The following is a 13,693-nucleotide window of genomic DNA, read 5'->3' as shown; positions in this document are numbered from 1 at the left end:
ACCGTCGGCAAGGGGTGTGCAGCGGGCAGGCTTGCAGACGATAACGCTCATGCCCGAGGGCATGAGCGACAAATCGTGCGGTACTTTACCGGAGAATTGAGGTTTACGCGGTTTCTACCGTCGGAAAACTCTTCACCAGTTCGTCCAAAGCTTTGAGCTGGGCCAGGAATGGCTCCAGTTTGTCCAGACGCAAGGCACAAGGGCCGTCGCATTTGGCGTTGTCCGGATCCGGATGCGCTTCGAGGAACAGACCCGCCAGCGACTGGCTCATGCCGGCCTTGGCCAGATCCAGAACCTGGGCACGGCGACCGCCGGCGGAGTCGGCACGACCGCCCGGCATTTGCAGCGCATGGGTCACGTCGAAGAATACCGGGTACTCGAACTGCTTCATGATGCCGAAGCCGAGCATGTCGACCACGAGGTTGTTGTAGCCGAAGCTCGAACCACGCTCGCAGAGGATCAATTGATCGTTACCCGCTTCCACGCACTTGTTCAGGATGTGTTTCATTTCCTGAGGCGCGAGGAACTGGGCTTTCTTGATGTTGATGACGGCATTGGTCTTGGCCATCGCGACGACCAGATCGGTCTGGCGCGACAGGAAGGCCGGCAGTTGAATGATGTCGCAGACCTCAGCGACGACCGCGGCCTGCGCAGGCTCGTGGACGTCGGTGATGATCGGTACGCCGAAGGCTTGTTTGATGTCCTGGAAGATGCGCATGCCCTCTTCCAGGCCAGGACCACGATAGGAGGTCACAGAAGAACGGTTGGCCTTGTCGAAACTGGCTTTGAACACGTAAGGGATACCGAGTTTTTCGGTGACCTTTACGTACTCCTCGCAAACCTGCATGGCCATGTCACGGCTTTCCAGCACGTTCATGCCGCCGAACAGCACCATGGGTTTGTCGTTGGCAATCTCGATGTCGCCGACGCGGATGATCTTCTGTGCCATCGGGGTTACGCCTTCTTCTGGTGTTGGGCCAACGCTGCTTTGACAAAACCGCTGAACAGCGGATGGCCATCACGTGGTGTCGAGGTGAACTCAGGGTGGAACTGGCAAGCAACGAACCATGGGTGATCGGCCGCTTCAACCACTTCAACCAGCGCAGCATCAGCGGAGCGACCGGAGATTTTCAGGCCGGCTTCGATCAACTGTGGCAGCAGGTTGTTGTTCACTTCGTAACGGTGACGGTGACGCTCGACGATCACGTCCTTGCCGTAGCAGTCGTGGACCTTGGAACCGGCTTCGAGCAGGCAGTCCTGAGCGCCAAGGCGCATGGTGCCGCCCAGGTCGGACGATTCGGTACGCACTTCAACGGCACCGGTCGCGTCTTCCCACTCGGTGATCAGACCGACCACCGGATGGCCGCTGGCGCGATCGAACTCGGTGGAGTTGGCGTCTTTCCAGCCCATCACGTTACGGGCGAACTCGATGACCGCCACCTGCATACCGAGGCAGATACCCAGGTACGGAACCTTGTTTTCGCGAGCGTACTGAACGGCAGTGATCTTGCCTTCCACACCACGCAGACCGAAGCCGCCTGGTACGAGGATCGCGTCGACACCTTCGAGCAGCGCAGTGCCCTGGTTTTCGATGTCTTCGGAATCGATGTAGCGCAGGTTGACCTTGGTGCGGTTGCTGATGCCAGCGTGACTCATCGCTTCGATCAGCGACTTGTAAGCGTCCAGCAGCTCCATGTACTTGCCGACCATGGCGATGGTCACTTCGTGTTCCGGGTTCAGCTTGGCGTCAACCACTGCGTCCCACTCGGACAGATCAGCGCTGCCGCATTGCAGGCCGAAACGCTCGACAACGAAATCGTCCAGACCCTGCGAATGCAGGATGCCCGGGATTTTGTAGATGGTGTCGGCGTCTTCCAGCGCGATTACCGCACGCTCTTCAACGTTGGTGAACTGAGCGATCTTGCGACGCGACGAGATGTCGATCGGGTGATCGGAACGGCACACCAGCACGTCTGGCTGCAGGCCGATCGAACGCAGCTCTTTTACCGAGTGCTGGGTTGGCTTGGTTTTGGTCTCGCCAGCGGTGGCGATGTACGGCACCAGTGTCAGGTGCATCAGCATCGCGCGCTTGGCGCCGACTTCGAAACGCAGCTGACGGATGGCTTCGAGGAACGGTTGCGACTCGATGTCACCGACGGTGCCACCGATTTCAACCATCGCCACGTCAGCGTCACCGGCACCCTTGATGATGCGGCGCTTGATTTCGTCGGTGATGTGCGGGATCACCTGGATGGTTGCACCCAGGTAGTCACCACGGCGCTCTTTGCGCAGCACGTGCTCGTAGACACGGCCGGTGGTGAAGTTGTTGTTCTGGGTCATGGTCGTGCGGATGAACCGCTCGTAGTGACCCAGGTCCAGGTCGGTCTCGGCGCCGTCGTGGGTGACGAACACTTCACCGTGCTGGAACGGGCTCATGGTGCCCGGATCGACGTTGATGTACGGATCCAGCTTCAGCATGGTGACCTTAAGTCCCCGCGCCTCCAGGATGGCTGCCAATGAAGCCGATGCAATGCCTTTCCCCAATGAAGAAACAACACCGCCCGTGACGAATATGTAGCGCGTCATGAAAAACCCTAGAAGTCTGCGTTAAAGCGGTACGAGCCGCCGGGGAAAGCGAAGGAAGGCCGAAGCCCCCGATCACCTGCATTAATCACAGTGCACCTTTCAAAAAAACCGCCGCGTTGGGACAGACCGGCAGAAGAAACACCGGTACGTTGCTCGCTACACATTTTTTGGAATCGCCCAGCAAAGACTGCTTGGTAATCGGCAACTCCTGCAATTCAGGCGAATCCACAGAAGTTGTATCAAGAAGGGAGCGTAGTCTACCGGAATGCTCCTTTCAGCTCAAACCTTGATCTTCGTCTGTTGGCTGCCAATGCAATTTCCAGCCGTCCAGCTCATTGCCATCAAGCCCCGGCAGGTTCGCCACCGCGAGCAATTCATCGCCGCGAAACAGCAGCGGCAATCTGCCACGTACGAAGCCCGGTACCGCGCGCTCATTGAGCAGGCGCTTGAGGTCACGGTGACCGCGATCCGCCACCTGCATGACTTCACCGCCCTCACGATAGGCTATGCGCAAAGGCCCGACGGGAGTCTGCCCGCTGAACATGACACGTCCATTATTCGCCAAGCGTAGCGCTGACGCCGGGCTCTGCCACTCGGCGCCGATCATCGGCGTGCTTAGCCAGTCACCGCAGAGCCACCACAGACGACCGGCGCTGCGGTGCAGTTCACCATCGGTCAGGCGCCAGATTGGTGCCGCATCAAGAGCGGCATCACACAGATTTGCCCAACCCGACCAATGGTCGGTGTCGGGCAAGCGGGTCAGCGGTTCCAGCCAGTGACTGAGGGCGTTGCGTTGCCGGGCCGCCGACAGCGCAGCCAGCGGCGCCAGTTCCAGCGATGGCAGCCCCAGCCATGCGAAATCATGCGCGGTGGCGGCGTGGACCAGATCGATCTGCGCCAACTCATCGAGCAGCCCCTGCGCTTCACGCAGATGCGCGGCGCTGCGGGCCATGCTCGCCTGTGCTTGCGGCCAGCGCTCGGTCAGCCGTGGAATGACCTGATGGCGCAAGTAGTTGCGCGAGAATTGCCGATCCTGGTTCGACGGGTCTTCGATCCAGACCAATTGGTGAGCCTGCGCATAGGCTTCCAGCTCGGCTCGAGAGACATCCAGCAACGGGCGAATCAACATGCCCTGCCCCACTGGCCTTTGCTGTGGCATTCCCGACAATCCGCGCACTCCCGCTCCACGCAGCAGCCGGAACAGCAGCGTTTCCGCCTGATCATCGCGGTGCTGACCAGTGAGCAATACGTCATTGGCGAGTGTCTGTGCATCGAACACCGCGTAACGCGCATCCCGCGCCGCCCGTTCCAGACTGGCACCCGGTTGCACCTTCACCCGCTCGATCAGCAACGGCACCCCCAGCGCATCGCAGACAGACTGGCAGTGTTGTGGCCACGCATCAGCCGCAGCCTGAAGGCCGTGATGGATATGGATGGCGCTTAGCGCAGGAAGGGATTCGGTTTTTGCCAGAGAGGCAAGCAGATGCAGCAGGACGGTGGAATCGAGACCACCGGAGAACGCGACGCGCCAATGAGCGGCGTTGCGCCAAGGCTCAAGGTGCGGCAGAAGCCGTGAAGGCAAATCACTCTTCGATGAATTCATGGAGAGGGCCGCTTCTCAAAGATCCCTGTAGGAGCTGCCGAAGGCTGCGATCTTTTGATCTTGAAAAACAAAGTCAAAAGATCGCAGCCTTCGGCAGCTCCTACAGGGGTATTGCGCTCGACTTAGAGACCGTAGCTCATCAGTCGATCGTAACGGCGCTTCAACAGCGCGTCGTTATCGAACTTCTTCAGCATCGCCAGTTGCGAGCTCAGCTCGGCACGGATCGATGCAGCCGCAGCCGCCGGATCGCGGTGGGCGCCGCCCAGAGGCTCGCCGATCACCTTGTCGACGATACCCAGGCCTTTCAGACGCTCGGCAGTGATGCCCATCGCTTCAGCAGCATCCGGCGCTTTTTCGGCGGTTTTCCACAGAATCGAAGCGCAACCTTCCGGCGAAATCACTGCGTAGGTCGAGTACTGCAGCATGTTCAACTGGTCGCAGACGCCGATGGCCAGTGCACCGCCGGAACCACCTTCACCGATAACGGTGGCGATGATCGGAGTCTTCAGGCGCGACATCACGCGCAGGTTCCAGGCGATCGCTTCGCTCTGGTTGCGCTCTTCAGCGTCGATACCCGGGTAGGCGCCCGGGGTATCGATGAAAGTCAGGATCGGCATTTTGAAACGCTCGGCCATTTCCATCAGACGGCAAGCCTTGCGGTAGCCTTCCGGACGCGGCATGCCGAAGTTGCGGCGCACCTTCTCACGCACTTCACGGCCCTTCTGGTGACCGATGATCATCACCGGCTGATCTTCCAGACGGGCGATACCGCCAACGATGGCCGCGTCATCAGAGAAGTGACGGTCGCCGTGCAGTTCGTCGAACTCGGTGAAGATGTGCTCGATGTAGTCGAGGGTGTACGGGCGTTTCGGGTGACGCGCCAGGCGTGCGATCTGCCAGCTGGTCAGCTTGCCGAAGATATCTTCGGTCAGCGTTTTGCTCTTGTCCTGCAGGCGGGAGATCTCATCGCCGATATTCAGCGAATTGTCATTACCGACCAAGCGCAACTCTTCGATCTTGGCTTGCAGGTCGGCGATCGGCTGTTCGAAATCTAGAAAATTCGGGTTCATAGGCGTCCGTCTTGGGTCGTGTCCCAAATGAGCTTGGGCCGGCCGGTTGTCTATTCGCGCCCTACCTTAAGGGAGAGGCGCGCTGAGGTCGAGATTAAAAATTCAGGTTGCGGGCAAGCGCAATAATGGCACTTGCCGGTCAACGGTATTGGAGGAAGACGTTGTCTCGCCCGAACTGGTCACGCAGGGCTTGAATCAACGCATCCGCCGGATCAATTCGCCACGTCTCGCCGAACTGCAGCAAGGTCTTCGCATCCGGGCTGGTGTACTCCATGGTGATCGGGCACGCGCCACGATGACGCTTGAGCAATTCACCCAACCAGCGTAGCTGATCGCCTTTCAGGTCCTGGGTTTGCAGCTTCAGGCGCAGGCTCTCGGCGAGGTTGGTGCGCGCATCTTCCATGCTCATCACGCGCTTGACCCGCAGGCGCAGGCCGCCGGAGAAGTCGTCGTTGCTGACTTCGCCTTCGACCACCACCATCGCGTCAGTCTGCAACAACGACTGCGCAGAATGGAACGCATCGGCAAACAGCGACGCCTCGATCCGCCCCGAGCGGTCGTCGAGGGTGATGAAACCCATCTTGTCGCCCTTCTTGTTCTTCATCACGCGCAGGGCAATGATCATCCCGGCCACGGTTTGCGTATCGCGCGCCGGCTTCAGGTCGATAATGCGTTGACGAGCGAAACGGCGAATTTCGCCTTCGTATTCGTCAATCGGGTGACCAGTCAGGTACAGGCCCAAGGTGTCTTTCTCACCTTTGAGGCGTTCCTTGAGCGTCAGCTCCTTGGCCTTGCGATGTGACGCATAAACGTCGGCGTCTTCCTCGACAAACAGCCCGCCAAACAGGTCGGCGTGGCCGCTGTCGTGGGTGCGCGCGGTCTGCTCGGCCGCCTTGATCGCCTCTTCCATCGCCGCCAGCAGCACGGCGCGGTTACGGTCGATGTTGGCCTGATAGGCTTTTTGTTCGTCGTGGAAGTACGGCCCAAGACGATCAAGCGCACCGCTGCGGATCAAGCCGTCGAGGGTACGTTTGTTGATGCGCTTGAGGTCGACACGCGCGCAGAAATCGAACAGGTCCTTGAACGGACCTTCCTGACGCGCTTCGGTAATCGCCTCAACCGGGCCTTCACCGACGCCCTTGATCGCGCCGAGGCCGTAGACGATGCGGCCGTCGTCGTTCACCGTGAACTTGAACTCCGAAGTGTTCACGTCCGGCGCGTCGAGGCGCAGCTTCATCGTGCGCACTTCCTCGATCAAGGTCACGACCTTGTCGGTGTTGTGCATATCCGCCGACAGCACCGCAGCCATGAACGGCGCCGGGTAGTGAGCTTTCAGCCAAGCGGTCTGGTACGAGACCAGGCCGTAGGCGGCGGAGTGGGATTTGTTGAAGCCGTAACCGGCGAATTTTTCCACCAGGTCGAAAATGTTACCGGCGAGGTCGGCGTCGATATTGTTGGTCGCGCAACCTTCAATGAATCCGCCGCGCTGCTTGGCCATTTCTTCGGGTTTTTTCTTACCCATTGCACGACGGAGCATGTCCGCACCGCCGAGGGTGTAACCGGCCATGACCTGGGCAATCTGCATCACCTGTTCCTGATACAGGATGATGCCGTAAGTCGGCGCCAGAACAGGCTTCAAACCTTCGTACTGGTAATCCGAGTGCGGATAAGCCAGTTCGGCGCGACCGTGCTTACGGTTGATGAAGTCGTCCACCATGCCGGACTGCAGCGGGCCCGGACGGAACAGGGCCACCAGTGCGATCAAGTCTTCCAGGCAGTCGGGCTTGAGCTTTTTGATCAGCTCCTTCATGCCGCGGGATTCAAGCTGGAACACCGCTGTGGTTTCAGCTTTCTGCAACAACGAGTACGTCGGTTTGTCGTCCAGCGGGATAAACGCGATATCCAGCGGCGGCTCGTTGACCTTGGCGCGGTCGCGGTTAATCGTTTTCAGCGCCCAGTCGATGATCGTCAGGGTGCGCAGACCGAGGAAGTCGAACTTCACCAGACCGGCCGCTTCAACGTCGTCCTTGTCGAACTGGGTTACCAGGCCGTCACCGGCCTCGTCGCAATAGATCGGCGAGAAGTCGGTCAGTTTGGTCGGCGCGATAACCACACCACCGGCGTGTTTACCGACGTTACGCACAACGCCTTCGAGCTTGCGCGCCATCTCCCAGATCTCTGCCGCTTCTTCATCGACCTTGATGAAGTCACGCAGAATTTCTTCCTGCTCGTAGGCTTTTTCCAGGGTCATGCCGACTTCGAACGGAATCATCTTCGACAGACGATCCGCCAGGCCGTAGGACTTGCCCTGCACCCGCGCCACGTCACGCACCACCGCTTTGGCAGCCATGGAACCGAAGGTGATGATCTGGCTTACCGCGTTGCGGCCATACTTCTCGGCCACGTAGTCGATCACCCGGTCACGACCGTCCATGCAGAAGTCGACGTCGAAGTCGGGCATCGATACCCGTTCCGGGTTAAGGAAACGTTCGAACAGCAGGTCGTATTCCAGCGGGTCGAGGTCGGTGATCTTCTGTACATAAGCCACCAGCGAACCGGCACCCGATCCACGGCCAGGACCTACCGGTACGCCGTTGTTCTTGGCCCACTGGATAAAGTCCATCACGATCAGGAAGTAACCGGGGAAGCCCATCTGGATGATGATATCCAGCTCGAAATTCAAGCGATCGACGTAGACCTGACGCTTGGCTTCGTAGTCTTCGGTGGTGTCTTTGGGCAGCAGCACCGCCAGTCGTTCTTCGAGACCGTCGAAGGAGACCTTGCGGAAATATTCGTCGATGGTCATGCCATCGGGGATCGGGAAGTTGGGCAAAAAGTGCGTGCCCAGCTTCACTTCGATGTTGCAGCGCTTGGCGATCTCGACGGTGTTTTCGATCGCGTCAGGAATATCGCTGAACAGCTCGATCATTTCCTCGGCGCTTTTCAGGTATTGCTGATCGCTGTAATTCTTCGAGCGCCGCGGATCGTCGAGGGCGCGGCCCTCACCGATGCATACGCGGGTTTCGTGGGCGGCGAAGTCTTCCTGCTTGATGAAGCGCACATCGTTGGTCGCCACCAGCGGCGCACCGAGCTTGTCGGCGAGCGCGACGGCGCCATGCAGCTGTTCTTCATCGTTAGGGCGGTTGGTGCGCTGGATTTCCAGATAGAAACGATCCGGGAATACCGCCATCCATTCGCGCGCCAAGGCTTCGGCTTCGGCCGGGTTGCCGCCGATCATGGCCATGCCGATCTCGCCTTCTTTGGCGGCGGACAGCATGATCAGGCCTTCGTTGGCTTCGGCGACCCACTCACGCTCGACAATGATCATGCCGTTGCGTTGGCCTTCGATGAAGCCGCGCGAGATCAACTCGGTGAGATTGCGATAACCCTTGGCGTTCATCACCAACAGGCTGAGCCGGCTCAGCGGTGCGTCCGGGTCTTTGTTCGACAGCCACAGGTCGGCGCCGCAGATCGGCTTGATCCCCGCGCCCATGGTGTTTTTATAGAATTTGACCAGCGAACACATGTTGTTCTGGTCGGTGACCGCGACCGCCGGCATGTTCATGCCGGTCAGTGCCTTGACCAGCGGCTTGATCCGCACCAGCCCGTCGACCAGGGAGTATTCAGTGTGCAGGCGTAGATGAACGAATGAAGCCGGCATAGTGATCCTGTCCAGTTACATAGAGACAACAAGGCCCGGATTGTACCGGGCCTCGAACAAAACATCAGCCTTGCGACTAAACCTGCGTCAGACCTTCCAACGCTTCGTAAGCCAGACGCACCGGGGCGAACGAGCGCCGGTGAATCGGTGTTGGCCCAAGGCGCGACAAGGCTTCCAGATGAACGGGCGTCGGGTAGCCCTTATGACCACCGATGCCGTAGCCCGGGTAGATCAATTCGAAGGCAGCCATTTCGCGGTCGCGGCTAACCTTGGCCAGAATCGACGCGGCAGCAATGGCCGGCACCTTGCCATCGCCCTGCACCACCGCTTCGGCGCGCATCGGCAGATGTGGGCAGCGATTACCGTCGATCATCGCCAGTTTCGGCTGAATGTGCAGGCCGGCGACGGCGCGCTGCATAGCGAGCATGGTCGCGTGCAGAATGTTCAACTCGTCGATTTCTTCGACTTCGGCGCGTGCGATGCACCAGCTCAGGGATTTCTCGATGATTTCGTCATAGAGCTTTTCGCGCTTGGCTTCGGTGAGTTTCTTCGAATCATTGAGGCCGAGGATCGGCCGATTCGGATCAAGGATCACTGCCGCCGTCACCACTGCACCGCACAACGGGCCACGGCCGACTTCATCGACGCCGGCGACCAGCTCTTCAACTTCGGCGACCAGAGTGAAATCCAGGCCCATCTGCATGCTTGCCTTGCTCATCGTGTCTGACCGATCAGGTTGAGGACGGCGTCCGCCGCCTGATTGGAGGCATCCAGGCGCAGTGTGCGATGGATCTCGTCGAAGCCGCGGGTCTGTTCTTCGCCGCCCTCGATCAAGGGCGACAGCGTCTGCGCCAGAGCCTCGACCGTCGCATCGTCCTGCAACAATTCCGGGACCAGCAGACGCTGGGCCAACAGGTTCGGCAAGGACACGTAAGGGCTTTTGACCATGCGCTTGAGGATCCAGAACGTCAGCGGTGCCAAGCGGTACGCCACCACCATCGGCCGCTTGTACAACAGCGCCTCGAGGGTCGCGGTGCCGGAGGCGATCAACACGGCGTTGCACGCTGCCAGAGCCAAATGGGATTTGCCGTCGAGCAACGTCACTGGCAGGTCACGGCCGGCAAGCAATTCCTCAAGTTGCGCGCGACGTTCCGGGTTGGCGCAAGGAATGACAAAGCGCAAGCCTGGGCGCATCGCCCGTAGACGTTCGGCGGTATCCAGGAACAGCGCGCCCAGACGAGAGACTTCGCCGCCACGGCTGCCGGGCATCAACGCCACCAGCGGGCCTTCGGGCAAGCCGAGTTCAGCACGCGCCGCAGCGCGATCGGCTTCCAGCGGAATGGTATCGGCCAGGGTGTGCCCGACGAACCGCACTGGCACGCCTTTCTCTTCGTAGAATTTGGCTTCGAACGGCAGCAATGTCAGCATCAGATCGCAGCCTTCGCGGATCTTCAGCACACGCTTCTGGCGCCACGCCCACACCGACGGGCTGACGTAATGCACGGTTTTGATCCCGGCCTGACGCAGCTTGAGTTCGATGTTGAGATTGAAGTCCGGGGCATCGATGCCGATGAATACGTCCGGTTTCTCGGCGATCAGCGTGGCAATCAGATCCTTGCGGCGCTTGAGCAGTTCGCGCAACCGACCAAGGACTTCCACCAACCCCATGACCGACAAGCGCTCCATGGGAAAGTAGGAAATCAGTCCTTCGGCCTGCATCAACGGGCCACCGACACCGATGAACTCGACCGCCGGATGCTGTGCCTTCAGGGCGCGCATGAGGCCAGCGCCGAGAATGTCACCGGAAGCTTCACCCGCCACCAGCGCAATACGCAGATTGGCCATGATCAGCGAGTGATGCCGCGAGTCGACGACTGGATGGAATCACGGAACACCGCGACTTCCGGGAACTGCGCAGCAGGTTCAGCCAGTTCGGCCAACGCCTGCTCGACCGTGAGGCCTTGGCGATAGACGGTTTTGTAAGCGCGGCGCAGGGTGTGGATCGCGTCCTCACTAAAACCGCGACGGCGCATGCCTTCGAAGTTCATGCTGCGCGCTTCGGCCGGGTTGCCAAACACGGTGACGAATGCTGGAACGTCCTTGCCGATGGCGGTGCCCATGCCGGAAAAGCTGTGGGCGCCAATGTGGCAATACTGGTGAACCAGAGTGAAGCCGGAGAGGATCGCCCAGTCATCCACGTGCACATGCCCGGCCAACGCGGTGTTGTTGACCAGAATGCAGTGGTTGCCGATAACGCTGTCATGTCCGATGTGGGCATAGGCCATGATCAGGTTGTGATCGCCCAGCGTGGTCTCCGAACGGTCCTGCACAGTGCCACGGTGAATCGTCACGCCTTCGCGGATGACGTTGTGGTCACCGATCACCAGACGGGTTTCTTCACCCTTGTATTTCAGATCGGGCGTGTCTTCGCCTACCGAGGAAAACTGGTAGATGCGATTGTGCTTGCCGATGCGCGTCGGGCCTTTGAGGATTACATGCGGCCCGATCACGGTACCCTCGCCGATTTCCACACCTGCGCCGATGATCGACCACGGGCCGACCTCGACGCCATCAGCCAGAACGGCCGACGGATCGATGATTGCGCGAGGGTCAATCAAACTCATAGCTTGCGTTCCGCACAGATGATTTCAGCCGAGCAGACCGGCTTGCCATCGACCGAAGCCTGGCATTCGAATTTCCAGATCTGACGCTTGCAGCTGATGAACTTGGCTTCAAGGATCAACTGATCGCCCGGCAACACAGGCTGGCGGAAGCGCAGCTTGTCGGAGCCAACGAAGTAATAAAGCGTGCCATCAGCAGGCTTCACATCGAGCATTTTAAAACCGAGGATCCCGGCAGCCTGAGCCATCGCTTCGATGATCAGTACGCCCGGCATGATTGGATGCGCAGGGAAGTGACCATTGAAGAACGGTTCGTTGATGCTGACATTCTTGTAGGCGCGAATGCGCTTGCCTTCAGTGTCCAGTTCCACCACCCGGTCCACCAGCAGGAACGGGTAACGGTGAGGCAGGTATTCGCGAATCTCGTTGATGTCCATCATTTCGGGGGGAAGCCTATGTAAAGATTGGGAGCGCGACTGACGCGCACTCCTCTAGCAAATCAAGGAGGCAGTCTAGAGGCTGTGCACACTTGATATGGAAATGGTATCAGCCATCTGATGAAGCATTGCCGTCAGGGGTCACTTCCCCTACGCGCTTTTCCAGCTGTTTCAACCGTCGCGCGATGTCATCGAGCTGACGGATGCGGGCCGCGCTTTTGCGCCATTCGGCCGCCGGTTGCATGGCTGTGCCGGAAGAATAGGCACCCGGCTCGGTAATCGAGTGGGTCACCATGGTCATCCCGGTCAGGAAAACGTTGTCGCAAATATCAATGTGGCCTACCAGGCCAACACCGCCGGCGAGCATGCAATGCTTGCCGATTTTGGTGCTGCCGGAGATCCCGACGCACGCCGCCATGGCGGTGTGATCACCAACCTGAACGTTGTGGGCGATCTGGATCTGATTGTCGAGCTTCACGCCATTGCCAATCACGGTGTCGGCCAGCGCGCCGCGGTCGATGGCGGTATTCACGCCAATCTCGACATCGTCACCGATGGTCACGCCACCGATCTGGGCGATCTTCTGCCAGATGCCTTTTTCGTTGGCAAAGCCGAAGCCTTCACCACCGAGTACGGCACCGGACTGGATCACCACTCGCTTGCCAATGCGCACGTCGTGATACAGGGTTACGCGCGGGGCGAGCCAGCCGCCTTCGCCGATTTCGCTACGGGCACCGACAACGCAATGCGCGCCCAGTGTCACCTGCGCACCAATTCGCGCACCGGCCTCGATCACCACAAATGAGCCGATGCTGGCGGTTGGATCAACCACCGCGTCCGCCGCAATGACCGCTGACGGATGGATACCGGCAATGGCTTTTGGCTTCGGATCGAACAGGTGGGAGATACGCGCGTACGCCAGGTAAGGATCAGGCACCACCAACGCATTACCGGCAAAACCTTCGGCATCGGCTTCTTTGAGCAACAGTGCTGCTGCCTGCGAGCCCGCCAGGTACTTGCGATATTGAGGGTTTGCCAGAAAGCTCAACTGAGCTGGGCCAGCCTCTTGCAAAGTGGCTAGCCCAGTAATTTGCTTCTCAGGGTCGCCACGCAGGGTGGCGCCGAGGAACTCGGCCAACTGGCCGAGCTTGATAGTCACGGTCATGGGTTACTTCAGCTGATTCATGCGCTCGATAACCTGGCGTGTGATGTCGTACTGAGGCTTGACATCGATCACTGCGCCACGCTCGAACACCAGGTCAAAACCACCTTTCTTGATGACTTCTTCCACTGCGCTATCCAGTTTTGGCTTCAGTTGCTTGAGCATTTCGCGGTCGGCAACGGCTTTGGCTTCATTCAGTTCCTTGGACTGGAACTGGAAGTCACGGGCCTTTTGCTTGAATTCCAGCTCCAGACGCTCACGCTCACCTTGCTGCATTTTGTCGCCACCGGCCATCAGACGATCCTGAATGCCCTTGGCGCTGCTTTCCAGTGTCTTCAGCTTGGTCAGTTGCGGACCGAACTTCTTCTCGGCATCCACGGCGTACTTCTTGGCCGCATCGGATTCCAGCAGTGCCATCTGATAGTTCAGAACAGCGATTTTCATGTCGGCGAACGCCGGACCTGCCACCAGTACGGAGGCCAGGAGAACCAATTGAGTCAACTTACGCACGATGCACCCCTACAAAATCCATTGTCGTTATCTTGGGTCAGAC

The 13,693-nt window shown here is 59.3% G+C and carries 11 protein-coding genes; all 11 read right to left on the bottom strand.

Going from position 1 to position 13,693, the window contains the following annotated elements; genetic code table 11:
* Positions 1-103: 103 nt before the first annotated feature.
* Complete coding sequence (kdsA, locus tag BK670_RS19365; RefSeq protein WP_123452079.1) at positions 104-949, bottom strand: 3-deoxy-8-phosphooctulonate synthase; 846 nt, start codon at positions 947-949, stop codon at positions 104-106.
* A 5-nt stretch (positions 950-954) separates the two neighbouring features.
* The gene (locus tag BK670_RS19360; RefSeq protein ID WP_093436570.1) at positions 955-2,586 is read right to left on the bottom strand and encodes a CTP synthase; all 1,632 of its coding nucleotides are present in this window, start codon (positions 2,584-2,586) and stop codon (positions 955-957) included.
* Between the two features lie 274 nt (positions 2,587-2,860).
* The gene (gene tilS, locus BK670_RS19355; protein WP_123452077.1) at positions 2,861-4,189 is read right to left on the bottom strand and encodes a tRNA lysidine(34) synthetase TilS; all 1,329 of its coding nucleotides are present in this window, start codon (positions 4,187-4,189) and stop codon (positions 2,861-2,863) included.
* Positions 4,190-4,311: 122 nt separating this feature from the next.
* On the bottom strand, positions 4,312-5,259 hold the full coding sequence (locus tag BK670_RS19350; protein ID WP_123452075.1) for an acetyl-CoA carboxylase carboxyltransferase subunit alpha: 948 nt from the start codon (positions 5,257-5,259) through the stop codon (positions 4,312-4,314).
* A 139-nt stretch (positions 5,260-5,398) separates the two neighbouring features.
* Positions 5,399-8,920 carry a DNA polymerase III subunit alpha gene (dnaE, locus tag BK670_RS19345; protein WP_123452073.1) on the bottom strand — a complete coding sequence of 1,174 codons (3,522 nt, stop codon included), beginning with the start codon at positions 8,918-8,920 and terminating at the stop codon, positions 5,399-5,401.
* Between the two features lie 76 nt (positions 8,921-8,996).
* Positions 8,997-9,623: a ribonuclease HII gene (rnhB, locus tag BK670_RS19340; protein WP_123452837.1), complete on the bottom strand. Its 627-nt coding sequence runs from the start codon at positions 9,621-9,623 to the stop codon at positions 8,997-8,999.
* 11 nt (positions 9,624-9,634) lie between these two features.
* Complete coding sequence (lpxB, locus tag BK670_RS19335) at positions 9,635-10,765, bottom strand: lipid-A-disaccharide synthase (protein WP_123452070.1); 1,131 nt, start codon at positions 10,763-10,765, stop codon at positions 9,635-9,637.
* Between the two features lie 2 nt (positions 10,766-10,767).
* The gene (lpxA, locus tag BK670_RS19330) at positions 10,768-11,544 is read right to left on the bottom strand and encodes an acyl-ACP--UDP-N-acetylglucosamine O-acyltransferase (RefSeq protein ID WP_123452068.1); all 777 of its coding nucleotides are present in this window, start codon (positions 11,542-11,544) and stop codon (positions 10,768-10,770) included.
* Positions 11,541-11,981 carry a 3-hydroxyacyl-ACP dehydratase FabZ gene (gene fabZ / locus BK670_RS19325; protein ID WP_003222142.1) on the bottom strand — a complete coding sequence of 147 codons (441 nt, stop codon included), beginning with the start codon at positions 11,979-11,981 and terminating at the stop codon, positions 11,541-11,543. Before fabZ ends, lpxA begins: the two co-directional genes overlap by 4 nt.
* A gap of 106 nt (positions 11,982-12,087) precedes the next feature.
* Entirely contained in the window at positions 12,088-13,143 is a 1,056-nt protein-coding gene (gene lpxD, locus BK670_RS19320; protein WP_123452066.1) for a UDP-3-O-(3-hydroxymyristoyl)glucosamine N-acyltransferase, read from the bottom strand.
* Between the two features lie 3 nt (positions 13,144-13,146).
* Complete coding sequence (locus BK670_RS19315; protein ID WP_003222140.1) at positions 13,147-13,650, bottom strand: OmpH/Skp family outer membrane protein; 504 nt, start codon at positions 13,648-13,650, stop codon at positions 13,147-13,149.
* Positions 13,651-13,693: the final 43 nt, after the last annotated feature.

The organism is Pseudomonas fluorescens, from assembly GCF_003732425.1.
Classification (GTDB): Bacteria; Pseudomonadota; Gammaproteobacteria; order Pseudomonadales; family Pseudomonadaceae; genus Aquipseudomonas; species Aquipseudomonas fluorescens_BE.
This window is presented reverse-complemented; position numbering and strand designations above follow the sequence as displayed.

Excerpts from the sequence above, each read along its gene's own strand:
- kdsA (WP_123452079.1), bottom strand. The coding sequence starts at position 949 with ATGGCACAGAAGATCATCCGCGTCGGCGACATCGAGATTGCCAACGAC.
- BK670_RS19360 (WP_093436570.1), bottom strand. The coding sequence starts at position 2,586 with ATGACGCGCTACATATTCGTCACGGGCGGTGTTGTTTCTTCATTGGGG.
- tilS (WP_123452077.1), bottom strand. The coding sequence starts at position 4,189 with ATGAATTCATCGAAGAGTGATTTGCCTTCACGGCTTCTGCCGCACCTT.
- BK670_RS19350 (WP_123452075.1), bottom strand. The coding sequence starts at position 5,259 with ATGAACCCGAATTTTCTAGATTTCGAACAGCCGATCGCCGACCTGCAA.
- dnaE (WP_123452073.1), bottom strand. The coding sequence starts at position 8,920 with ATGCCGGCTTCATTCGTTCATCTACGCCTGCACACTGAATACTCCCTG.
- rnhB (WP_123452837.1), bottom strand. The coding sequence starts at position 9,623 with ATGCAGATGGGCCTGGATTTCACTCTGGTCGCCGAAGTTGAAGAGCTG.
- lpxB (WP_123452070.1), bottom strand. The coding sequence starts at position 10,765 with ATGGCCAATCTGCGTATTGCGCTGGTGGCGGGTGAAGCTTCCGGTGAC.
- lpxA (WP_123452068.1), bottom strand. The coding sequence starts at position 11,544 with ATGAGTTTGATTGACCCTCGCGCAATCATCGATCCGTCGGCCGTTCTG.
- fabZ (WP_003222142.1), bottom strand. The coding sequence starts at position 11,981 with ATGATGGACATCAACGAGATTCGCGAATACCTGCCTCACCGTTACCCG.
- lpxD (WP_123452066.1), bottom strand. The coding sequence starts at position 13,143 with ATGACCGTGACTATCAAGCTCGGCCAGTTGGCCGAGTTCCTCGGCGCC.